Genomic DNA, 21,458 nt, shown 5'->3' on the forward strand with positions numbered 1-21,458 from the left:
ATGGAAGACATCAAGTGGCTGGAAGTGGCCATTGACACAACCACACAGGAGCTGGAGGATCTCTCCGCCCGGCTGACCATGAACGGCGTGACCGGGCTGGTCATCGAGGACGAGGCCGATTTCCAGCAGTTTTTGGAGAATAATCGCCAGTACTGGGACTATGTGGACGAGGAGCTCCAGGAGAAGATGCGGGGCGTGTGCCGCATCAAGTTCTATGTCTCGGATGATGCCGATGGGCGCAAGCAGCTCCAGAAGTGGATGGAGGGCATCGATAAGCCCTATACCACCACGGCACTGGGAGAGAATGACTGGGCCCACAGCTGGCAGAAGTACTATAAGCCCATGGAGGTGGGGGAGCGGCTCTACATCGTCCCCGAGTGGGAGCGGGAGGAGCCCGTCCCGGCGGGGAAGACCGCCCTCTATCTGAACCCCGGCCTCACCTTCGGCACCGGCTCCCACGCCTCCACCCAGCTCTGCCTGGGGGGTGTGGAGCGGTATGTGACCGACGGGTGCAAGGTGCTGGACCTGGGCTGCGGAAGCGGCATTCTGTCCATCGCGGCTCTTCGCCTGGGGGCGGAGCACGCGGTGGCGGTGGACATCGACCCCAAGGCGGTGGACGTGGCCTATGAGAATGCGGCCATGAACGACATTGGAAAGGACCGCTACCATGTGCTGGCGGGAGATGTGCTCACCGATGAGGGACTGGTGAACGAGCTGGCGGAGCAGAAGTACCAGGTGGTGCTGGCCAACATCGTGGCCGATGTCATCATTCCCCTCTCTGCCAAGGTGGACCGTTTTCTGGCGGAGGGCGGGACCTTCCTGTGCTCCGGCATCATCGACGTCCGTGCCCACGAGGTAGTGGAAGCGCTGGAGCGCAATGGCCTGACCATCGTGGACCGGTGGGAGAAAAAGGGCTGGGTTGCCCTGGCGGCCCGGTTCCAGTAACAAAAGACAGAGGCGGACGCAGCTGCGTCCGCCTCTTTGCGTCCGGGAAAAGCCTTTGCATCTTGGGCAAAAATCCCGTATAATGGGGAAAATAACGGGGGAAAGGGATGAGTCATATGCGGACCCACTGCTTTCGGCTGCGCCGGGGGGATGACCTGCGGCAGTCGTTGGAGCGCTATGTCAGAGAACAGCATATCCGGGCGGCGGTGGTGCTCTCCGCCGTGGGATGTGTGAACCGGGCGGTGATCCGGGATGCCTCCGGCGTAACCGTGCACACCCTGGAGGAGCATCTGGAGATCGTCTCCCTGATGGGGACCCTCTCGGAGGAGCGGACCCACCTGCATATTGCCCTGTCCCGGGAGGACCTCTCCACCGTGGGCGGGCACCTGAAGGACGGGTGCATCGTCAATACCACCGCAGAGGTGGTGCTGCTGGAACTGTCCGGCGTGGCCTTTGGGGCGGGCTATGACCCCGAGACCGGTTATGACGAGCTGGTCATCTCACATGGGGAGGAACCGAAATGATCCTGAATATCTTGGCTGTTGGCGACGTGGTGGGGGAAGCGGGGGTGGAATACCTGTCCCGCCGTCTGCGCGGCATGAAAAAAGACCATGAGATCCACTTCACGGTGGTCAACGGAGAAAATGCCTCGGGCGTGGGGATCCTGCCCCGGCAGGCCCAGGCCATCTTTGACGCGGGAGCCGATGTGATCACCCTGGGCAACCACACCTGGAACCGGCTCCAGATCGCCGACTATCTGGAGGAGAACCCCTACATCCTCCGCCCGGCCAACTACACCAACCGGGTGCCCGGCCGGGGGTGGGGCGTGTATGAGGGCCCCAGAGGCCTGCGGATCGGGGTGCTCAACCTCATCGGTCGGTGTGAGATGGACTGCAACTTTGACAATCCCTTTACCGTGGCGGAACGGTGGGTGAAGCGGGGGGAGGCCGACATCATTCTGGTGGACTTCCATGCGGAGGCCACCAGTGAGAAGGGGGCCATGGCCTGGTATCTGGACGGACAGGTCCAGGCAGTCTGGGGGACCCACACCCACGTACCCACCGCCGACACACAGATCCTGCCCAAGGGAACGGGCTTTGTCACCGACCTGGGTATGGCGGGGCCCATCCACAGCGTGCTGGGAATCCGGCCCAATCAGGCCATCAACCGCTTTTTGGGCGGGCTGCCCCAGCGGTTTGAGTCGGCGGAAGGGCCCTGTAAGATTGACGCGGTCCGTTTTTCCGTGGACACCGCCACCGGGCGCTGCACGGCGGTAGACCGGGTGGATGTCCGCTGAGTTTACGCAAGAGGGCAAAAAAATGCCTCCGCTCATACTGAGCGGAGGCATTTTTGCATATGACTTCAGGACACGTAAGGAATTGCTTACTTGTGGTCCACGCTGTACATATGAGCGATCAGATCCAGAACCTTGTTGGAGTAGCCGATCTCGTTGTCGTACCAGGACACGACCTTCACGAAGGTATCGGTCAGGGCGATGCCGGCGGTGGCGTCGAAGATGGAGGTGTGGGTGTCGCCCAGGAAGTCGGAGGAAACGACGGCGTCCTCGGTGTAACCCAGAACACCCTTCAGCTCGCCCTCGGAAGCCTTCTTCATGGCGGCGCAGATCTCCTCGTACTTGGCGGGCTTAGCCAGGTTGACGGTCAGGTCGACCACGGACACGTCCAGAGTGGGAACACGCATGGACATACCGGTCAGCTTGCCGTTGAGCTCGGGGATAACCTTGCCCACGGCCTTGGCAGCGCCGGTGGAGGAGGGGATGATGTTGCCGGAAGCAGCACGGCCGCCGCGCCAATCCTTCTTGGAGGGGCCGTCCACGGTCTTCTGAGTGGCGGTCACGGAGTGAACGGTGGTCATCAGGCCGTCGGTGATGCCCCAGTTGTCATGCAGCACCTTGGCGATGGGAGCCAGGCAGTTGGTGGTGCAGGAGGCATTGGAGACAAAGGTCATGCTGGAGTCATACTTGTCCTGGTTGACGCCCATGACGAACATGGGGGTGTCGTCCTTGGAGGGGGCGGACATGACGACGTGCTTGGCGCCGGCGTCGATGTGAGCCTGGGCCTTCTCCTTGGTCAGGAACAGGCCGGTGGACTCCACCACGTACTCCGCGCCGATCTCACCCCAGGGAATGTCCTTGGGATCCATGCAGGCGTAGAAGTTGACCTTCTTGCCGTTGACGGTGATGGAGGTCTCATCATACTCGATGGTGCCCTCAAACTTGCCGTGCATGGTGTCGTAACGCAGCATATAAGCCATGTAGTCAGGGCTCATAAAAGGATCGTTGATGCCAACGAATTCGATGTCAGAACGCTCGAGGCCGGCGCGGAACACGAGACGGCCGATGCGGCCGAAACCATTAATGCCAACTTTGATGCTCATGGGAATCTCTCCTTCACAAAGTGTAGTTGTTGTACCTTCGCGCATCCTTATTATATCCCACGCGGGGGGAAATGAAAAGGGCCAAACGTAAAAAACTGGTCATTGTCCATAAAAAGCCGTGGCGGTTTGACCAAAAGTGGGCGAAATTCGACACAAGTCGACTTTTAAGCTTGTTGTAGAAGCCAGTATTTGCTATACTGGCCGTGTGTATGGGGCTTATGCTGCCCTGTAATCCTAGTAGCGTGTTCGAAAGCACTTTCAGGCGTTGGCCGAGGGAGGTTTTAAATTGAGTAAGGATGCGGATGAGCTGGAGTGCTTCCTGGCAGAACAGCTTCGGGAACAGGTGGGGAACCTGATGGCAGCCTCTCAACTCCTGGCCCCGGTTATCCGGGAGCAGGAAAATCGGCACTATGACCAATATATGGCCATTTTGAATCAGAGCCTTTATCGACTGCTGCGCCTGGCCGAGCATGTAGACCTAGCCCAGCGGGAGCGGCGGGGCGACAAGCTGGAGTTTCATCCGGTCCTGCTGGAGCTGGAGCCCCTCTGCCGGGAGCTGTGCCAGAAGGTAACGGGGGCTGCTGCCCCGCTCCGCGTGGACTTTCAATGGGAGTGGGACGGCCGGGAGGCCGCCGTACTGGGGGATCCGCTGCTGCTGCGCCGGATGCTTCTGAATCTGATTGCCAACGCCCTGCATGCCGCCGGCAGCGGCGGCCAGGCCGGGCTGCGGCTTTGTACCGAGGGGCGAAGCGTGCGTCTGACCGTGTGGAACAGCGGGGGAGAAACTCCGCTGCCCGGATCCGAATCCATAGAGTCGGAGAGCAGCTGGAAGAAAGATTCCGGTGTCCAGACCCGGATGGGGGTGGAGCTGGCCCGGGAAGTGGTGGAGTGCCATCAAGGGACTCTGGTCTTTGAGCAGGGGGAGCGCCGTGGACTGCGGGCGGTCATCTCTCTGCCGGTGGCCAACGACACAGAGGCCACGGGGTTGCACACGCCCCGAATGGGCTACGATCCTACCGGCGGCTTTTCCCAGGTGCTGGTGGAGCTGTCCGATGTCCTGCCCTTTGAGGCCTATCTGCCGGAGGATGTGGAATAAAAGAAGAAATATCTGCTGTACGGAAGCAGTAGAAAGTGGAGCCGCCGGGCGATCCATTGGGATCGCCCGGCGGTTTTGCACACAAAGGGGTGAAAGGGTGGAAAAGATCCCGTCAGCAGAGGAACCAGAACCAGCGCAGCAGAAGCCGGTGCCACCAGGGGCGGGAGCGGTAGAGCCGCTCCGCTTCGGCGCTTGCCGCCTTCCGGGCCAGCCTGCACTCCTCCAACGTCACCCCGTCCCGGCTGAAGGCCGCCTTTTGGGCCAGTTCCTCCACCAGAGGAGGCAGCGTTCCGCCGTGGCGGGAGAGCCTGCGGGCATAGCGGTAGATGGATACCATGGCCCGGTGGGGGTCCTCCTGCCGGAGTCTGCGCCGCCGGAGGGTCCCTGTGATATAGCGGATCAGGATGGGGAGGAAACACACCGCGAGAAGGATTCCAACCGGGAGCAGCCAGCCGGGAAGAGACCCTGTCCCGCCGTCGTCCTGCGTCTGTGCGGGCGGGATGGAAGCGGTGGGCCGGGGAGTCTGCACCGGCGCGGCGCTTGGCTTGGGTGTGGGTGTGGGCTTGGGCGTGGCGCTGGGGGTGGAGACCGGCTCCTCGCTCTCGCCCTGACTCCAGGGGAGGGCGTCGCCCTGATAGCCGGGGGTCATCTCCACCGGATACCAGCCGTAGCCGGAGAGATAGATCTCCACCCAGGCGTGGGCGGCGCGGTCGGGTACGGAGTGGGAGCCGGGGGTTTTGACGTTGGTCACATAGCCGCTTACATACCGGGCCGGGATTCCCAGGGAGCGCAGCAGAAGGGTACCGGCAGAGGCGAAGTGCATACAATATCCCCGATGGCTCTCGTTGAGAAAATAGAGGGTAAAATCCTCGCCGTCCGGGACGGGCGGGGTCTCCAGGTCGTATTCGGCCAGCTCGGCCAGGTATTCCGCCACCAGTTCGGCCGCCAGCTGAGGGGCGCGGGTCGGGTCATAAGCAGAGTAAAAGGCGTAGCGGGAGGAGGACATCTGGGCCTGGAAGAGCCGGTCCGAGAGCGCATAGACGTGGGGGGAGAGGGCATAGAAGATGTCGTCGGGGACCTGGAGGTAGTGCTGCTGCACAAACGCCTGGTATTCCTGTTCGGCCAGGGCATCCTGCCACTCCAGCGGGGGTGCGGCGTCCGGTTCCAGCGCACCGGGCCGGAAATAGACCGTGTGCTTCCCCACCAGAGGGCTTCGGATTATGCCGGAATCATCCTGAAAGGAGGCCCCACGCAGCTCCTCCGGCCGGGAGAGGATCTGATAGGGGAAGTAGACACAGCCGCCGGGGGCGGATACCTGCTCCACTTCAAAGGCATAATAGGGAAGATCGGCCTCCGCCCGGGCGGGGAAATTGAGAGGATTGAGTCCCGAGGAGGTCCCGGTGGAGTCCACCACAGCCCCATCCGAGAGGAGGGAGGCATAGGCATCCTCCTCCAGGGGGGTCCAGCGGTTGTCCTGATAGAGGGCGGCACTGTATCCCCGCAGGTAGAGCTTTCCGGTATAGTCGGTGCGGATGCGCAGGACAGTATGGCCGTCGTAGCTCTGGGTTCCGGCGGCGGAGAGGTCCACCGTGGCGGTGGAACCGGCGGAAGAGAACAGAGAGCGGCCAAAGGGGCCGGTCCAGTTGAGGGAGAGGCTCAGGTCCCCCACGGTCTGAAAAAGAGTGTCCCGACCGTCCTCCACCCAGGCCGGGGGCTGATAGTCCGCCGCAGGAACAAGCAGGGTCAGAAGACTCAGGGTGATACCCACCAGAGGCAGCGCGGCCAGTGTGAGGCGCGCCGCCCTTCGGGGGTCCTCCCGGGCGCTGCGTGCGCTGAGGAGCAGTCCGCCCCAGCCGGTCAGCAGGAGCACCAGCCACAAGATGGGCGGGGTGCCCAGCGGAAGGGCGGGGATCACCGGGACCAGAACCGCCAGTCCGCTGACCCAACAGGAGCGCAGGCGCACCACCAGAAGGCCCAGCAAGACGGCATAGACCGCGGCAGCGGCCAGTACGGTGAGGGTCACCGCCCAGCTCCACTGCTCGGGGGTGCGCTCCATCACCGGGACCAGGCGGGAGAGACCGGGGAAGTGCTCAGAATAGGTATTGACCACGGCGCACTGGATGGCCGCCTGTCCGGCGAAGAGGTCCTCCCAAATCCGCCAGACCAGCTGCCCCCAGAGCAGGGAGGAGAGAAACAAAAGGGGCATCCCAAAGCGCAGGGGGAGGGAGAATATAGTGAGAGAGAGTAAGGTCAGCAGGGTAAGTCCCCCGTACAGGAGGAGCGGGTCCACCGGCAGGGAAAAGGCGGTGCAGAACCAGCCCACCGGCGCCCACAAAAGCAGACCCAGCAGCAGCCCATCGGCCAGCAGGCGCAGAGCAGAGGGGCGAGGGGAAGAAGAACGGTTCACAGCCATCCCCCTTCCTGCCAGAGCGTCGGGGTCACATGGAGCCGGCGGGGCGGCCCATCCCCGGCGGGCGGCGGGGCCGCCGCGTCCAGAATGGAGTGCCCCTGGAGGGGGGCGGGCTGGATCAGGATGCGCTGGAAGGCGTCCATGAGGGAGGCGGCATCGGTGACCGGGCAGCTCTCCACCGCGCCGCTCACCGGATGGGCCCACTGGATGACGTGCGGGGTATTTTGCTCCAGCAGCAGGCGGGAGATGGCCAGCAGGCGATCCAGAACGGCGTCCAGCTCCTCCGGCGTGCCGAAGTGGTCAAAGGTGAGCAGCAGCGTGGGGCGGCAGGGCTCCAGCATCTCCTTGACCACCAACTCCTCCCGCTTGGAGGAGAGCTTCCAGTGGACCAGGCGCATGGGGTCACCGGGGCGGTACTCCCGCAGATCATAGTCCTCGGTATTCCCGCCGCCGGGGCGGACCTTCCATTGGACGGAGTGTCCGCCCTCCCCGATGAGCTGGGGGACGGGACCGGCCTCCATGGGTGCGGGGAGCACATACCGGGTATCCGGTTTGGGCACGGAGAGGGGCAGGGAGAAGAGCCCCAAAAAGTCACACAGGCGGGGCCGGTACACCGTGCAGGTCCAGGCGCCGCAGTGTTCGGCGGGGATATCCTGCTCCCAGGTTCCGGCGCCTTCCCGGATGTCCACCTGCCGGATGAGGCGCTGGGTGGAAAAGGGATCCTCCAGCACCACCCGGGCCCGAAAGCGGGTGAGCGGGAAGGGGGAGCGGCTGGAACAGGAGAGGATCCATCCGGCCGACTCGCCGCGGGTGAGCAAAGGGGACGCGCAGGTCAGAACCAGGGTACCGCCCAGAGCGGCGGGCAGGCTCAGCGCCAGGGAGAGGAGCGGGAGGATGAGGAGGAACAGCAGGAAGAAGAGAGCGGCATACCCAGTGGAGCACAGCAGGAACAGCAGTGCCAGAAGCAGGGCGGCCCCATAGGCGATTCGTCGGTGCAGCATGGGGGCGGCCTCACTGGATGGCAGGGGGCTGGACCCCTTTGAGGATGGCCTCCACTGGGCTGCCGACCTCGCCGGACTCGCCCCGGGGGGAGAGGAGAAGCCGGTGAGAAATGGTATCGGCAAAGACCAGGCGCACATCGTCGGGTGTCACGTAGTCCCGGCCCCGGACGAAGGCGGCGGCCCGGCTCATGGCGGCCACCGCCAGAGTAGCCCGGGGGCTGGCTCCCTGAACGATGAGCGGGTGCTCCCGGGTCGCGCCGATGAGACGGACGATGTACTCGCACACCGCATCGCTCAGATAGACCCGGTCCACAGCGGCGCGCATGGCCTCCAGCTCTTCCAGAGTGGCCACCCGCTCCACCTGGGAAAGGGGATTTCCGCTCTGCTTGCGCCGCAGGAGCTCGGTCTCATCGGCCGCAGAGGGATAGCCCAGGGAGAGCTTGACCATGAAGCGGTCCAGCTGGGAGTCGGGGAGCAGCTGGGTTCCGGAGGCCCCCGCCGGGTTCTGGGTGGCGATGACCAGAAAGGGCTGGGGGACCGGATGGGTCACGCCGTCCACGGTGACCTGCCCCTCCTCCATGGCCTCCAGCAGGGCCGACTGGGTGCGGCTGGTGGCCCGGTTGAGCTCGTCGGCCAGAAAGAGATTGCACAGCACCGCCCCTGGCTGGTACTCCATCTGCCCGGTGGCCTTGTTGAACATGGTAAAGCCCGTCAGGTCCGAGGGCATGACGTCCGGGGTAAACTGGACCCGGTGATACCGGAGGGAAAGAGCCCGGGAAAACGCCAGGGCCATGGTGGTCTTGCCCACGCCGGGGATGTCCTCCAGCAGAATATGGCCCCGGGCCAGGATGGCCAGCAGGGCTTTGGAAAGCACCGCGTCCTTTCCAACCACGGCCTTGCGGACCTCCAGGATCACGTCCGCGGCCAGCTTGCGTTCGGTCATAGGTGCGCCTCCTCCAATCAAAAATTCAGATCAAATCCCAAGGGGATAAACTTCCCATTCTACCCCATTCTATCAAACATCCTCATTATGTCAACAAAAAAAGGTTACAAAGAGGCAAGAGGATGTCCGAAGGCGAAAAAAGTTTGTTTTCCACCCCGCCAGAGCCTAAAAACGGCGGTTCTGCGCCAAAAGAAGCGGCAAAAGATGAGGCAAAGCACTTGCACCGCCGCCCCCGCTGTGGTATAATCGCTATGATAGTAAGAGTAGGTTATGGTTAGAGTGGGGTCCGCCCCGCTCTTCTTTTTGAGAAAAATTCGGTATGTAAAATTTTGGAACCTACTGTTGAGGGCATTGAACTGGAGGTGCGCGCATGGCAAAGGTAACGGATCTGGTGGCCGAACTGGCCGCCCCCATCGCCCAGGCGCAGGGGTGTACCCTGTGGGATGTGGAATATGTGAAGGAGGCCGGTTCCTGGTACCTCCGGGTGTATATTGATAAGGAGGGTGGCGTCTCCATTGACGACTGTGAGGCCGTGTCCCGGCCCCTCTCCGACGCGCTGGACGAGGCCGACCCCATCGAGGGGAGCTATACCCTGGAGGTGGGCTCGGCCGGCATCGACCGGGTGCTGCGCAAGAGCGAGCACTTTGCGGCCTATCTGGGCAGCGAGGTAGAGGTCAAGCTCTACCGGGCCCGGGAGGGGAAAAAGGAATATGTGGGCCTGCTCCGGGGGTATGCCGACGGCAATGTCACCCTGGAGGAGGGCGACGGCACCGTCACATTTGAAAAGAAAGACATCGCACAGGTCCGCCTGTATGTGCGTTTTTAAAGGAGTAAAGAACAATGGCGACGAGAAAGAACGCAAAAGCACAGAAGAGCAACGAGCTGGACGCGACGGAATTTTTCGCCGCGATCCGTATGATCGAAGAGGAGAAGGGCATCCCCAAGGCCTATATGATCGAGAAGATCACCCAGGCTCTGGTCTCGGCCTATAAGCGGGACCACGAGGGCGTGGGCGATAACGTGACCGTGGATGCCAACGAAGAGCTGGGCACCGTGCGCATGTTCGTCAAGAAGGACGTGGTGGAAGAGGTGGATAACCCCTGCACCGAGATGAGCCTGGAGGAGGCCCGGGCCGCGCTGCCCCGGGCGCAGCTGGGCGACGTGCTGCGCATCGAGATCAAGCCCCGCAACTTTGGCCGGATCGCCGCCCAGACCGCCCGTCAGGTCATCATCCAGGGCATGCGTGAGGCCGAGCGCGGCATGATCTATGACGAGTTCAACTCCAAGGAGCATGAGATCCTCACCGGTCTCGTCACCCGCATCGATCCCCGCTCCGGCGCGGCCAGCCTGCGCATCGGCTCCGGCAACGAGAGCACCGAGGCCTATCTGGCGGTCAGCGAGCAGGTCAAGGGCGAGCCCCTCACCGAGGGCATGCGCCTGCGCGTCTATGTGGTGGAAGTGCGCCGCTCCACCAAGGGGCCCCAGGTCCTCCTCTCCCGGACCCATCCCGGTCTGGTCAAGCGCCTCTTTGAGATGGAAGTGCCCGAGATCTATGACGGCACGGTGGAGGTCAAGTCCATCGCCCGCGAGGCTGGCTCCCGCACGAAGCTGGCGGTCTGGTCTGCCGACCCCAACGTGGACGCCATCGGCGCCTGCGTGGGTCCCCGCGGTCAGCGCGTAAACAACATCGTGGAAGAGCTGGGCGGCGAAAAGGTGGACATCATCAAGTACAGCGAGGATCCCGCCGAGTACATCGCCGCGGCCCTCTCCCCCGCCGACGTCATCAGCGTCACCACGCTGGAGGAGGGGAAGAGCTGCCGGGTGGTTGTACCCGACGATCAGCTCTCCCTGGCCATCGGCAAGGAGGGTCAGAACGCCCGTCTGGCCGCCAAGCTGACTGGCTATAAGATCGACATCAAGCCCCAGAGCGCCCCCGTGGAGGAGGAACTGCCTCAGGATGAGGAGGACTTCCTGGCCGACGAGGAAGTGCTGGAGAACGAGAGCGCCGAGAGCGACAGCGAGGAATAAGCGCGGCGGGCGGGGAGAGCTCTCCCCGCCCACGCCCAGAGAAAGGGGGCAATCCCTATGCCGAAGAAGATCCCCATGCGCCAGTGTCTGGGCTGCCGGGAGATGAAACCCAAGCGGGAGCTGATCCGGGTGGTCAAATCCCCGGAGAATGAGATCTCCCTGGATTTTAAGGGGAAGAAACCCGGACGGGGGGCCTATCTCTGTCCGGACAGCGCCTGTCTGGCCCGGGCCCGTAAGTCCAGAGCGCTGGAGCGGGCCTTTTCCACCCAGATCCCGGATGAGGTCTATGCCGGCCTGGAGGAGCAGATGCAGGAAGGGGCAAAGGATGAATAGCGTACTGCACCTGATCGGTCTGGCCCGGAAGGCGGGCCGCCTGGCCGTGGGGGAGGACCCGGTAGGCGAGGCGGTCAAGAGCCGGGAGGGCAAGCTCCTGCTGGTGGCCTGCGATGCGGCGGAGAATACCATACGCCGGGCCGGACACATGGCCGAGAGCGGCACCGCGCCCTGCCTCACCGTCCCCTTCACCAAGGCGGAGCTGGGGCATACCGTGGGGCGCTCCAGCTGTGCGCTGCTGGCCTTCACGGATGTGGGGCTGGCCTGTGCCGCGGCGGAGAAGCTGGCCGCAGAGGACCCGGAGCAATACGGCGCTGCGGCCGAGCTGCTGCGTACCCGGGCCCGCCGGGCGCTGGAGCGGCAGAAGGAGCGGCGTACCCGGGAAAAGGAACGCCAGGCGGCCCGCAGCAAGCCCTGGGCCGCGCCGCCCAGAAAGAAAGAAGGATCGGCCGCCGGGAAGAAGTCCCGCAAGAGATCCGGCCCCAAGGGGGCCCCGCGCCGCCATGAGACATAAGCGCGGCATGAGAACGTATCAAACAACAACCGGACTTGTTCCAATCAGAAAGCATAGCGGTGTGCGCTGTGTTTTCTCGTTGGTACAAGTCCCACAGTGGAGGTGGCTTTATTTGCTGAACAACAAGTATCGTGTCCATGAGGTGGCCAAGGATTTTGGCAAGAATTCCAAAGAGATCGCTGATATCCTCACCGATTACGCCACCGCCCCCAAGAACCATATGCAGGTTCTGGAGGACGGTGAGCTGTCCGTTATTTTCGACTATCTGACCCAGCACAACCAGGTGGAGAGCGTGGAGTCCATCTACGCCGACGTCTACCATGAGCCCAAGGCGGCCGCCAAGCCGGCCCAGGCGGCTCCCCAGGGTGGTCAGAAGAGCGCGCAGAGCGCTCCCCGGCCCCAGAATAACCAGAAGCCCCAGAATACCGGCAGCCAGCAGCAGGCCCGTCCTGCCCAGCAGCAGCCTGCCCAGAAGAGCGGCCAGACCCAGCAGCCCGCCGCCCGTCCCGCCAGCCGCGTCCCCGAGAAGAAGATCGTGGACACCCGCAAGGGCGGCGATGTGAACCTGGATAAGTACGACGAGCGCCTGGAGGACCTGGCCGCCGGTAAGACCAAGCAGATGCAGGCCGGCAAGCAGAAGTTCCAGGGCCGCAACCAGCGCAAGGGCGGCTTCCAGGGCGGCAACAAGCGCCGCCAGGAGGAGCAGGAGAAGATGCGCCGGCTCCAGCTGGAGATTGCCAAGAAGACCCCGCTCACCGTCAAGATCCCCGATGAGATCGGCGTGGGCGAGCTGGCTTCCCGCATGAAGAAGACCGGCGCCGAGGTGGTCAAGACCCTGATGAAGAACGGCGTCATGGCCTCCCTGAGCGACGTCATCGACTTCGACACCGCCGCCATCATCGCCGAGGAGATGGGCTGCAAGGTGGAGAAGGAGGTCATCGTCACCATTGAGGAGCGCCTCATCGATACCGCTGAGGACAAGGAAGAGGATCTGCTCCCCCGCGCCCCCGTGGTGGTGGTCATGGGTCACGTCGACCACGGCAAGACCTCCCTGCTGGACTATATCCGCAACGCCAATGTGGCCTCCGGCGAGGCCGGCGGCATCACCCAGCACATCGGCGCTTACCAGGTCCAGGTGAACGGCCAGACCATCACCTTCCTGGATACCCCCGGCCACGAGGCCTTTACCGCCATGCGTGCCCGCGGCGCCATGGTCACGGACATCGCCATCCTGGTGGTGGCCGCCGACGACGGTATCATGCCCCAGACCGTGGAGTCCATCAACCACGCCAAGGCCGCCAAGATTCCCATCATCGTGGCCATCAACAAGATGGATAAGCCCGAGGCCAACCCCGACCGCATCAAGCAGCAGCTCACCGAGTATGAGCTGGTGCCCGAGGAGTGGGGCGGCGACACCATCATCTGCCCCATCTCCGCCAAGACCGGCGAGGGCATCGACAACCTGCTGGAGATGGTCAACCTGACCGCCGAGATGCAGGAGCTCAAGGCCAACCCCAACCGTTCCGCCCACGGCGCCGTCATCGAGGCCCGTCTGGACAAGGGCCGCGGCCCTGTGGCCACGCTGCTGGTCCAGAACGGTACCCTGAAGCAGGGTGACGTCATCATCGCCGGCACCGCGGTGGGCCGTGTCCGCGCCATGACCAACGCCCGCGGCCAGAAGCTGACCGAGGCCGGCCCCTCCGTGCCTGTGGAGATCATCGGTATGGGCGAAGTGCCCGGCGCCGGCGACGACTTCCACGCCGTGGCCGACGAGCGCATGGCCCGCGAGCTGGTGGAGCAGCGCAAGCATGAGCAGAAGATGGCCGCCTCCGGCCCGGTGGGCCACAAGGTCTCCCTGGAGGATCTGTTCAGCCAGATCAAGCAGGGCGAGATGAAGGAGCTGCCCATCATCGTCAAGGCCGACGTGCAGGGCTCTGCCGAGGCCGTCAAGGCCAGCCTGGAGAAGATCTCCAACGACGAGGTCCGCGTCCGGGTCATCCACTGCGCGGTGGGCGCCATCAACGAGAGCGACGTCATGCTGGCCACCACTTCCGGGGCCATCATCGTGGGCTTCAACGTCCGCCCCGACGCCAACGCCAAGGATACCGCCGGCCGCAACGGCGTGGATATGCGGATGTACCGCGTGATCTACGACGCCATCGACGAGATCGAGGCCGCCATGAAGGGCATGCTGGCGCCCAAGTTCAAGGAAGTGGCGCTGGGCCAGGCCGAGGTCCGCGAGGTCTACAAGATCACCGGCGCGGGCATCGTGGCCGGCTGCTATGTCACCGAGGGCAAGGTGGAGCGCAAGGCCCAGATCCGTCTGGTCCGCGACGGCATCGTGGTCCACGAGGGCGCCATTGCCTCCCTCAAGCGCTTCAAGGACGACGCCAAGGAAGTGGCCCAGGGCTACGAGTGTGGTATTACCATCGAGAAGTACCAGGACATCAAGCAGGGCGACATCATCGAGTGCTTCCTGATGGAGCAGATCGAGGTATAAGATCCAGATAGAGCTAAGGCGCTGTCCCATTCGGAACCAAATCAAACAGACCCGTTCCATCCCCAAGTCATTTGAGGAGGGGCGGGTCTGTATTACGTGATAGGAGAATCATATGGCAAGTAATCGCATCGGACGCATCAACGAGGAGATCCAGCGGGAGCTGGCGACCCTCATCCGCACGGTCAAGGACCCCCGGGTCCACGGGCTGGTGTCCATCACTGCGGTGGAGACCACCCCCGACCTGCGCTTTTCCAAGATCTACGTGAGCGTGCTGGACAAGAGCGACGTGAAGGAGGTCGTCAAGGGCCTCAAGTCGGCGGCCGGGTACCTGCGGCGGGAGCTGGGCTCCGCCCTCAAGCTGCGCTATACCCCGGAGCTCCAGTTCGTGGAGGACGACTCCATCGGACAGGGCGCCCATATCCTGAGCATGCTGCGCAATCCGGAGGTGGTCAAGCCGGCCAATCCGGCCAATGCCCACATTGACCTGGATGCCGAGGATGAGGAGTGAGCGCCATGACCTATCAGGAAGCGGCTGCCTGGCTGCGGCAGCATGACCGCTATCTCATCCTCACCCACAAGCGGCCGGACGGGGATACCATCGGCTGTGCCGCCGCCCTGTGCGCGGGGCTGCGCCGCCTGGGAAAGACCGCACACATCTGCCCCGGTACCGGGGAGACGCACCTCTTCACCCCCTATCTGGAGGGATACCTGGCCCCGGAGGACTATGAGGCGGAGACCGTAGTCTCCACCGACATTGCCGCCCGCAGCCTCTTCACCAGGGAAGGGGAGCGGTGGCTGGAGCGGGGGATCGACCTAGCCATCGACCACCACCCCTCTCAGGAGTTCTTCGCCCGGGAGACCTGCCTGGACGCCGGGCGGGCCGCCTGCGGCGAGCTCATCTACGACATCCTGCGGGAACTGGGCGAGATCACGCCGGAGATGGCGGTCCCCCTCTATGTGGCGGTTTCCACCGACACCGGCTGCTTCCAGTATGGAAACACCACCGCCGACACCCACCGGGTGGCGGCCGCCCTGATGGAGACCGGGATCGACGTCTTTGCCCTCAACAAGCGCCATTTCCGCACCAAGAGCTGGGCTCGGCTCCAGGTGGAGCGGCTCATCGTGGAGCGGATGCACCGGTACAAGGAGGGGCGCATCGCCGTGGCGCTCATCTCCCGCTCCCTGCTGGACGAGGCGGGGGCCACCGAGGAGGATCTGGAGGACATCGCCGCCTTCCTGGGCCAGATCGAGGGTGTGGAGACCTCGGTCACCATCCGGGAGCAGGAGGGCGGTACCTGCAAGCTCTCCGTGCGCACCAGCGGCGGGCTGAACGCCACCAAGGTGTGCGCGCTCCTGGGGGGCGGCGGACATGCTGCCGCCGCGGGCTGCACCGTCTCCGGTACGCTGGAGGAAGCAGAGAAGGCCATCCTGGATGCCATTGGGCAGGTGGCAAGCCATGGCTAACGGGATCATTGTTATCGATAAGCCTCAGGACTGGACCAGCCACGATGTGGTGGGGCGGTGCCGCCGCCTCTTCCACGAGCGGCGGGTGGGCCACGCGGGCACCCTGGACCCCATGGCCACCGGCGTGCTCCCTGTCTTTGTGGGGCGTGCCACCCGGGCGGTGGAGTTTGCCTCTGAATCCGGAAAGGAATATATCGCTGGATTAAAACTGGGTATTATCACCGATACCCAGGATACCACCGGGACTGTGCTGGAGCAGCGGCCCGTCCAGACTGGCCGGGAGCAGCTGGAGGAGGCCCTGGAGGCGTTCCGGGGCGAGATCCTCCAGATCCCTCCCATGTACTCCGCCCTCAAAGTGAAGGGGCAGAAGCTCTATGAGCTGGCCCGGAAGGGAGTGGAGGTGGAGCGCAAGCCCCGTCCGGTGACCATCCACGCCCTGGAGGTGCTGGAGCAGACCGGGGTGGACACCTATCTTCTGCGGGTGGCCTGCTCCAAGGGCACCTATGTCCGCACCCTCTGCCATGACCTGGGACAGAAACTGGGCTGCGGCGGGGCCATGTGTTCCCTGCGCCGCACCTGGGCCGCCGGGTTTGGCCTGGAGAGCGCGGTCTCGCTGGAGGAGCTGGCTCAGGCTGCCGAGCGGGGAGAGGCCGAGTCCCTTCTGCGCCCGGTGGACTCCTACTTTTCCACCTATCCGGCCCTCACGGTGGATACCTGGCGGGAAAAGGCCGCCCGGAACGGCGCGGCCTTTCCGCAGCAGGGAGCGGACGGAACCTACCGGGTCTATGGGCCGGAGGGAGACTTTCTGCTGCTGGGCCGGCTGCAGGATGGCTGTATGACCACGATCAAGAGCTTTTTTGAGGTGTGAGAGGAATGGAAGAGACAAGACGTGTGATCGCACTGGGCTTTTTTGACGGGGTCCACCGTGGACATGGCGCACTGCTGTGCCGGGTGGGGGAGAAGGCGGCTGAGCTGGACGCAGTGCCGGCGGCCGTCACCTTTGACACCCATCCGGAGAACCTGATCCTCCGCAGTCCCCTGCCCCTGCTCAGCTCCCCCCATGACCGGGCCGACCTGATGCAGCGGTACTATGGAATACGGGACGTTATCATTGCCCGCTTTGATGAGCGGATGATGCATATGCCCTGGCGGGAATTCATTACCGACTACCTGGTAAAGGAGCACGGAGCCATCCACCTGGTGGCGGGGCATGACTTCCACTTCGGTTATAAAGGGGAGGGAAATCCTCAGCGCCTGCGGGAGACCTGTGAGGAGTTGGGGATCGGCTGCGACATTATCCCCAAAGTGGAGCAGGATGGCATTACGATCTCCTCCACCTACATCCGTACCCTGGTGGCCCAGGGCGAGATGGAACGGGCCAATGAATTTTTGGGCCATCCCCACACCCTGAGCAATACGGTAGCCCACGGAAAGCGGCTGGGAAGCACGCTGGGCTTTCCCACCGTGAACCTGTCCATACCCAAAGGGGTGCTGATTCCCGCCCACGGGGTATATGCCTGCCGGGCCTGCTTTTCCGACGGGAGCAGCCGTCTGGCGGTGACCAATGTGGGGACCCGTCCAACGGTAGATGACGGGGACCGGGTCAACGTGGAGGGATTCCTGCTGGATTTCAGCGGAGACCTGTACGGAAAGACCATTCGCATGGAGTTTTATAAGCGCCTGCGGGGGGAGCGAAAATTCCCCTCTCTGGAGGCGCTGCGGGAGGAAGTCATGCGCAACGCGGAGGAGACCCGTGCCTATTTTGCAAGTCTGGAACGCGGGAGCGGGGGATCGTAAATGCGCTATGGAAAGATCTACTACGGAGCGCTGGGCCTGGCGGCGGTACTGCTGCTGATCGGCCTGGTCATGGACGGTCCGCTGGCCATCTGGACCGGACTTGGAAAGATCGTGACGACGGAAAACGCCCTCATCACAGACTATATCCAGCTGGCCGGACCGGGCGCGGCCTTTGCCAACGCAGCGATTGTGGTACTCATCACTGCGGCGCTCTACCGGCTGTCGGGAGACCCTCTCAATGGCTCTTCCCTGGTGGGACTGGGCCTGATGGCGGGCTTTTCCCTCTTTGGAAAGAACTTTCTGAATATCTGGCCCATCCTTCTGGGAACCTGGCTCTATGCCAGGAGCCGGAAGGAGCCCTTTGCAAAATATATCTCGGTCTCACTGCTGGCCACCGCTCTGGCCCCCATGGTCAGCTATATTGCACTGGATAACGGTTTTGGCAATCTCTTCAGCGGGATTGTGGTGGGAATCGTGATTGGGTTCATTATGCCGCCCCTGTGCGCCTATACTTTCCGGATCCAGAACGGGATGAACCTCTACAACGTGGGGTTTGCCTGTGGCCTGCTGGCCATGCTCTTTGTGCCGGTGATGACGGCACTGGGCGCCGATCCCACCCTGAACTACCACTGGGCCGAGGGATATAATGTTCTCTTCGGCGGCCTGCTGGGAGCGGCATGTGTGGGCTTTGTTCTGGCGGGACTCTTCCTGTGCCACCGTCCCCCCTGGGCGGCCTGGGCCGGATACCGCCGGCTCCTCAAGACCAGCGGGCGGGCGCCCAGCGACTACCTGCGCATGTTCGGCATGGGCCCTGTCCTCATCAATATGGGCATCAACGGACTCATTGGACTGGCCTTTCTGCTCTTGCTGGGCGGCGATCTCAATGGGCCCACGCTGGGCGGCCTCTTTACCATCATGGGCTTCTCTGCCTTTGGTAAGCATGCGGGCAATATCATTCCGGTTATGGCCGGTGTGACGGCCGGGGGATTTTTCTTCCAGGGCGGGATGGAGAGCGGTTCCCTCCAACTGGCGGTGCTCTTCTGCACGGCTATGGCCCCCATTGCCGGGTATTTCGGCTGGCAGTACGGCGTCCTGGCCGGATTCCTCCACTCGGTGGTGGTACTGAGCACGGGCAGTCCGGTGGCTGGTATGAACCTCTATAACAATGGGTTCTCCGCCGGGCTGATTGCCATTGTCCTCTACCCCACCATCATTGCCATTGCCCGCCACCGCAAGGCGGTCATTCAGGAGGAGGACTACTTCGATACCTTTGAGCACGATGAACCGCAGCTGCCTGCGCCCAAGCACGGGGAGCTGAGCGAGGAGCGGGAGGGCTCCTGACCCAGTTCACCTCACATAGACGTAGAGACAGAGACCGGCCGGCCCTATTTCAGGGCCGGCCGGTCATTTTTTATTTCGGGGACTCAGACAGAAGCCTGCTCCGGAGCGGTGCAGGGGAAGAGCCGTTCGGGCAAAAAGGAGAGAAGGCGTCCAAAGAAGCGGGCGATCAGGCCGACCAGAAGAGCGGCCAGAATGGTGCCCTCCCGCACGCCGTCCAGCCGGCGGCTGAGCAGCAGGGAGAGAAGCGCCGCAATAACAGTCATAGAGACGTCAAAGGCTACCTTTGTATTGCCAAAATTGGTGTTCCAGGTGGTGCTTACCGCCCGGACAAAGGACTCGCCGGGCAGCATGGCCACGTTGGCCAGAACCTCCAGATAGACGCCGAAGCCGAGCACCACGCACCCGATTAGGAGAAGAGCCGCGTGAATGGGATACCAGGCCGGAAGGGAGAGGTCCAGCAGGGCCATGGTCAGGTCAATAAAGGCGCCGAATGCTATGGAAATGGGGATTTGGAGCAGGTGTTCCAGCTGGAAGTTCCGGCGCAGGATGAGCAGCTGGAGCAGAATGAGCAGGAGGCTGAATACCACCGTAAAGGTGCCCAGTGTCCAAGGGAGAGACAGACTGAGGACATAGGGAATGGAGGAGATGGGAGAGGTGCCCAGATCAGCTCTGGTAATCAGGCTCACGCCCAGGGAGCTGAGAAACAGCCCCAGAAGAAAAATCAGATAGCGCTTTAGTTTTTCCATGTGAATCATTCCTTCTCTTCGCTCAGATTTTGATAAATGGCGTAAAAAACGCGGAGAAACGCACTGCGGTCCTCCGACGAAATGCCGTGAAAGGTGTCCTCTTCCAGGGAGTCAAACATCTCCTGTACGCTGCCCTGGAGCGCACGCCCCCGGTCGGTGAGAAAAATATAGAAGCTCCTCCGGTTTCCATGGAGCATTCTCCGCTCCACCATTCCACGTTCTTCCATGCGATTCAGAATCGAGGTCAGAGAGGCGGGTTCAATGTGGCAGGCAGTGGCGATCTCTTTTTGACTGGCACCGTCATGGTCCCCCAGGTAGTCCAACACCTTGGGCTGACCCAGGGTGAGCCCGGTGTCCCGCAGGCCTGCCAGCAGTTTTTTGTGAAAGATAGCCTGGTTGGCCATGAGAAGATAGTGAAAGGAAGGCTGCAAGGAAAAATCTCCTCCTCTAATATTAGAATTATAATAGTTAGAATTCTAATATTAGAGTATAGAATACAGATATGCCGTTTGTCAAGGGGAACGTAAAAACAGACGCCGCAGCCTACTGGCTGCGGCGTCTGTTCCAATGGTTGAATCAGCGCTTGTTGGAGCGTCTCCAAATGCCCATCTTGGCGGCATCGGAGATGAGCTGATCCCGGAAATCCGGGTGAGCGATGGAGATGATCTTCTCGGCGCGCTCCCACGTGGAGGTGCCCTTCAGATTCACCTTGCCGTACTCGGTGACCAGGAAGTGGGTGTTGGCGCGGGTATCGGTGACGATGGAGCCGTTATCCAGCGTGGGCTTGATGCGGCTCTCCAGCTGACCGGTCTTTTTGTTCATGAAGGTGGAGGAGCAGCAGATGAAGCTCTTACCGCCCTTGGAGAGGTAGGCACCCATCACAAAGTCCAGCTGACCGCCGGCGCCGCTGATGTGCTTGGTCCCGGCGCTCTCGGCATTGACCTGGCCGAAGAGGTCCACATCCACCGCGTTGTTGATGGACATGAAGTTGTCCAGCTGGGCTACCACCCGCACGTCGTTGGTGTAGCTGACCGGAGCGGCCATGCAGGCGGGGTTGTCGTTGAGGTAGTCGTACAGCTTCTGGCTGCCGGCAGCAAAGGCATAGGCCTGACGGAAGCGGTCAATGGGCTTTTTGGCACCGGTCAGCTTGCCGGCCATGGCCATGTCTACAAAGCCGTCCACGTACATCTCGGTGTGGACGCCCAGGTCCTTCAGATCGGACTGAGCGATGAGGGAGCCCACCGCATTGGGCATGCCGCCGATGCCCAGCTGGAGGCAGGCGCCATTGGGGATCTCCTCCACGATGAGACGGGCGACCACCTCATCCACCGGGGTGGCCGGGCCGCCGGCGGGCAGCTGGCCAATGGGGGATTCCTGCTCCACGATCATGGAGACCTGGTCTACGTGGATGCTGTTTTCCATACCGCCCAGGCAGCGGGGGATGTTGGGGTTGACCTCCACAATGATGATCTCCGAGCGCTCACAGACGGCCTGGAGATGGGAGGCGCTGGGGCCAAAGGTAAAGTAGCCCTGGCTGTCCATGGGAGAGACCTGGAACATGGCCACATGGATGGGAGCCACATTTTCCCGGTAGAAGCGGGGCAGCTCGGAATAGCGCATGGGAGCATAGAAGGTGGCGCCCTCGGCGATCATCTTGCGTTCCACACCGGACATATGCCAGGAATTCCAGGTAAAATGCTCCGCCACGTCGGGAACCGACATGATAGCGGGCTTGTGGAACAGGACGCCGCCGCGCACCTTGACATCATAGAGCTCCTGATAGCGGGCTGCCAGCGCCTGATCCAGAGCCTCGGGGGTAATGGCACACCAGCCGTAATCGATCCAGTCGCCCGACTGCACGACCTTGACCGCCTCTTCCGGCGTGGTCAGCTTGCTCTGATACTGCTCCCGATAATTCATCGTCTGACACCTCGTATTGTAAA

General features: G+C 62.7%; 21 protein-coding genes. 14 read left to right on the forward strand and 7 right to left on the reverse strand.

Going from position 1 to position 21,458, the window contains the following annotated elements:
- The 3 genes from prmA to INF37_RS01625 all read left to right on the forward strand — a co-directional run bounded on the left by prmA (window position 1) and on the right by INF37_RS01625 (window position 2,242).
- Window positions 1-945 carry a 50S ribosomal protein L11 methyltransferase gene (prmA, locus tag INF37_RS01615; RefSeq protein WP_193535972.1) on the forward strand — a complete coding sequence of 315 codons (945 nt, stop codon included), beginning with the start codon at window positions 1-3 and terminating at the stop codon, window positions 943-945.
- A gap of 107 nt (window positions 946-1,052) precedes the next feature.
- A complete protein-coding gene (locus INF37_RS01620) occupies window positions 1,053-1,469 on the forward strand; it encodes a PPC domain-containing DNA-binding protein (RefSeq protein WP_235964125.1) in 417 nt (138 codons plus the stop codon).
- On the forward strand, window positions 1,466-2,242 hold the full coding sequence (locus INF37_RS01625; RefSeq protein ID WP_101692277.1) for a TIGR00282 family metallophosphoesterase: 777 nt from the start codon (window positions 1,466-1,468) through the stop codon (window positions 2,240-2,242). Before INF37_RS01620 ends, INF37_RS01625 begins: the two co-directional genes overlap by 4 nt.
- Window positions 2,243-2,328: 86 nt before the next feature.
- Here the strand turns inward: INF37_RS01625 and gap are convergent, their stop codons facing one another.
- Window positions 2,329-3,342: a type I glyceraldehyde-3-phosphate dehydrogenase gene (gene gap / locus INF37_RS01630; protein ID WP_101692276.1), complete on the reverse strand. Its 1,014-nt coding sequence runs from the start codon at window positions 3,340-3,342 to the stop codon at window positions 2,329-2,331.
- A 286-nt stretch (window positions 3,343-3,628) separates the two neighbouring features.
- On the opposite strand from gap, the gene INF37_RS01635 reads away from it, so the two are divergent.
- The gene (locus tag INF37_RS01635) at window positions 3,629-4,438 is read left to right on the forward strand and encodes a sensor histidine kinase (protein ID WP_193535974.1); all 810 of its coding nucleotides are present in this window, start codon (window positions 3,629-3,631) and stop codon (window positions 4,436-4,438) included.
- Between the two features lie 112 nt (window positions 4,439-4,550).
- On the opposite strand, the gene INF37_RS01640 is transcribed toward INF37_RS01635, so the two are convergent.
- Genes INF37_RS01640 through INF37_RS01650 form a run of 3 tightly spaced genes read right to left on the reverse strand, consistent with a single transcriptional unit; the run spans window position 4,551 to window position 8,792 of the window.
- Window positions 4,551-6,845 (reverse strand): transglutaminase-like domain-containing protein, encoded by a 2,295-nt coding sequence (locus INF37_RS01640; RefSeq protein WP_193535976.1) that lies wholly within the window; start codon window positions 6,843-6,845, stop codon window positions 4,551-4,553.
- Window positions 6,842-7,849: a DUF58 domain-containing protein gene (locus tag INF37_RS01645; protein WP_193535978.1), complete on the reverse strand. Its 1,008-nt coding sequence runs from the start codon at window positions 7,847-7,849 to the stop codon at window positions 6,842-6,844. Before INF37_RS01645 ends, INF37_RS01640 begins: the two co-directional genes overlap by 4 nt.
- 10 nt (window positions 7,850-7,859) lie before the next feature.
- Window positions 7,860-8,792: an AAA family ATPase gene (locus INF37_RS01650; RefSeq protein WP_193535980.1), complete on the reverse strand. Its 933-nt coding sequence runs from the start codon at window positions 8,790-8,792 to the stop codon at window positions 7,860-7,862.
- A gap of 370 nt (window positions 8,793-9,162) precedes the next feature.
- Between INF37_RS01650 and INF37_RS01655 the strand changes: the two genes are divergently transcribed.
- The 10 genes from INF37_RS01655 (at window position 9,163) to INF37_RS01700 (ending at window position 18,769) form a co-directional block, all read left to right on the forward strand.
- Window positions 9,163-9,618, forward strand: a complete 456-nt coding sequence (locus INF37_RS01655) for a ribosome maturation factor RimP (RefSeq protein ID WP_193535982.1) — start codon at window positions 9,163-9,165, stop codon at window positions 9,616-9,618.
- A gap of 14 nt (window positions 9,619-9,632) precedes the next feature.
- Complete coding sequence (gene nusA, locus INF37_RS01660) at window positions 9,633-10,820, forward strand: transcription termination factor NusA (protein WP_186963068.1); 1,188 nt, start codon at window positions 9,633-9,635, stop codon at window positions 10,818-10,820.
- Between the two features lie 57 nt (window positions 10,821-10,877).
- Complete coding sequence (gene rnpM / locus INF37_RS01665) at window positions 10,878-11,153, forward strand: RNase P modulator RnpM (protein ID WP_101692269.1); 276 nt, start codon at window positions 10,878-10,880, stop codon at window positions 11,151-11,153.
- A complete protein-coding gene (locus INF37_RS01670) occupies window positions 11,146-11,667 on the forward strand; it encodes a L7Ae/L30e/S12e/Gadd45 family ribosomal protein (protein ID WP_101692268.1) in 522 nt (173 codons plus the stop codon). The genes rnpM and INF37_RS01670 overlap by 8 nt, the downstream gene beginning before the upstream one ends.
- Window positions 11,668-11,782: 115 nt before the next feature.
- Window positions 11,783-14,167: a translation initiation factor IF-2 gene (gene infB, locus INF37_RS01675; RefSeq protein WP_346727987.1), complete on the forward strand. Its 2,385-nt coding sequence runs from the start codon at window positions 11,783-11,785 to the stop codon at window positions 14,165-14,167.
- 112 nt (window positions 14,168-14,279) lie between these two features.
- Window positions 14,280-14,675, forward strand: coding sequence for a 30S ribosome-binding factor RbfA (gene rbfA, locus INF37_RS01680; RefSeq protein WP_101692266.1), 396 nt, complete (start codon window positions 14,280-14,282; stop codon window positions 14,673-14,675).
- 5 nt (window positions 14,676-14,680) lie between these two features.
- On the forward strand, window positions 14,681-15,631 hold the full coding sequence (locus INF37_RS01685) for a DHH family phosphoesterase (protein ID WP_193535984.1): 951 nt from the start codon (window positions 14,681-14,683) through the stop codon (window positions 15,629-15,631).
- On the forward strand, window positions 15,624-16,499 hold the full coding sequence (gene truB / locus INF37_RS01690; protein ID WP_193535986.1) for a tRNA pseudouridine(55) synthase TruB: 876 nt from the start codon (window positions 15,624-15,626) through the stop codon (window positions 16,497-16,499). The genes INF37_RS01685 and truB overlap by 8 nt, the downstream gene beginning before the upstream one ends.
- A gap of 5 nt (window positions 16,500-16,504) precedes the next feature.
- A complete protein-coding gene (ribF, locus tag INF37_RS01695) occupies window positions 16,505-17,428 on the forward strand; it encodes a riboflavin biosynthesis protein RibF (RefSeq protein ID WP_193535988.1) in 924 nt (307 codons plus the stop codon).
- The gene (locus tag INF37_RS01700; protein WP_193535990.1) at window positions 17,429-18,769 is read left to right on the forward strand and encodes a DUF1576 domain-containing protein; all 1,341 of its coding nucleotides are present in this window, start codon (window positions 17,429-17,431) and stop codon (window positions 18,767-18,769) included.
- An 83-nt stretch (window positions 18,770-18,852) separates the two neighbouring features.
- Here the strand turns inward: INF37_RS01700 and INF37_RS01705 are convergent, their stop codons facing one another.
- The 3 genes from INF37_RS01705 to INF37_RS01715 form a co-directional block, all read right to left on the reverse strand.
- On the reverse strand, window positions 18,853-19,515 hold the full coding sequence (locus INF37_RS01705; protein WP_193535992.1) for a YczE/YyaS/YitT family protein: 663 nt from the start codon (window positions 19,513-19,515) through the stop codon (window positions 18,853-18,855).
- Between the two features lie 5 nt (window positions 19,516-19,520).
- The gene (locus INF37_RS01710; RefSeq protein ID WP_390451843.1) at window positions 19,521-19,946 is read right to left on the reverse strand and encodes a MarR family winged helix-turn-helix transcriptional regulator; all 426 of its coding nucleotides are present in this window, start codon (window positions 19,944-19,946) and stop codon (window positions 19,521-19,523) included.
- A 145-nt stretch (window positions 19,947-20,091) separates the two neighbouring features.
- The gene (locus INF37_RS01715) at window positions 20,092-21,435 is read right to left on the reverse strand and encodes a butyryl-CoA:acetate CoA-transferase (protein ID WP_193535994.1); all 1,344 of its coding nucleotides are present in this window, start codon (window positions 21,433-21,435) and stop codon (window positions 20,092-20,094) included.
- Window positions 21,436-21,458 lie beyond the last annotated feature (23 nt).

Source organism: Pseudoflavonifractor gallinarum, assembly GCF_014982855.1.
Taxonomy (GTDB): Bacteria; Bacillota; Clostridia; order Oscillospirales; family Oscillospiraceae; genus Pseudoflavonifractor_A; species Pseudoflavonifractor_A gallinarum.

Bases quoted from the DNA above. Each gene is read 5' to 3' on its own strand.
- rbfA (WP_101692266.1), top strand. From the start codon at position 14,280: ATGGCAAGTAATCGCATCGGACGCATCAACGAGGAGATCCAGCGGGAG.
- gap (WP_101692276.1), bottom strand. From the start codon at position 3,342: ATGAGCATCAAAGTTGGCATTAATGGTTTCGGCCGCATCGGCCGTCTC.
- INF37_RS01700 (WP_193535990.1), top strand. From the start codon at position 17,429: ATGCGCTATGGAAAGATCTACTACGGAGCGCTGGGCCTGGCGGCGGTA.
- ribF (WP_193535988.1), top strand. From the start codon at position 16,505: ATGGAAGAGACAAGACGTGTGATCGCACTGGGCTTTTTTGACGGGGTC.
- INF37_RS01670 (WP_101692268.1), top strand. From the start codon at position 11,146: ATGAATAGCGTACTGCACCTGATCGGTCTGGCCCGGAAGGCGGGCCGC.
- INF37_RS01620 (WP_235964125.1), top strand. From the start codon at position 1,053: ATGAGTCATATGCGGACCCACTGCTTTCGGCTGCGCCGGGGGGATGAC.
- INF37_RS01625 (WP_101692277.1), top strand. From the start codon at position 1,466: ATGATCCTGAATATCTTGGCTGTTGGCGACGTGGTGGGGGAAGCGGGG.
- INF37_RS01705 (WP_193535992.1), bottom strand. From the start codon at position 19,515: ATGGAAAAACTAAAGCGCTATCTGATTTTTCTTCTGGGGCTGTTTCTC.
- INF37_RS01715 (WP_193535994.1), bottom strand. From the start codon at position 21,435: ATGAATTATCGGGAGCAGTATCAGAGCAAGCTGACCACGCCGGAAGAG.
- truB (WP_193535986.1), top strand. From the start codon at position 15,624: ATGGCTAACGGGATCATTGTTATCGATAAGCCTCAGGACTGGACCAGC.
- INF37_RS01650 (WP_193535980.1), bottom strand. From the start codon at position 8,792: ATGACCGAACGCAAGCTGGCCGCGGACGTGATCCTGGAGGTCCGCAAG.
- prmA (WP_193535972.1), top strand. From the start codon at position 1: ATGGAAGACATCAAGTGGCTGGAAGTGGCCATTGACACAACCACACAG.
- nusA (WP_186963068.1), top strand. From the start codon at position 9,633: ATGGCGACGAGAAAGAACGCAAAAGCACAGAAGAGCAACGAGCTGGAC.
- INF37_RS01655 (WP_193535982.1), top strand. From the start codon at position 9,163: ATGGCAAAGGTAACGGATCTGGTGGCCGAACTGGCCGCCCCCATCGCC.
- INF37_RS01685 (WP_193535984.1), top strand. From the start codon at position 14,681: ATGACCTATCAGGAAGCGGCTGCCTGGCTGCGGCAGCATGACCGCTAT.
- INF37_RS01645 (WP_193535978.1), bottom strand. From the start codon at position 7,849: ATGCTGCACCGACGAATCGCCTATGGGGCCGCCCTGCTTCTGGCACTG.
- rnpM (WP_101692269.1), top strand. From the start codon at position 10,878: ATGCCGAAGAAGATCCCCATGCGCCAGTGTCTGGGCTGCCGGGAGATG.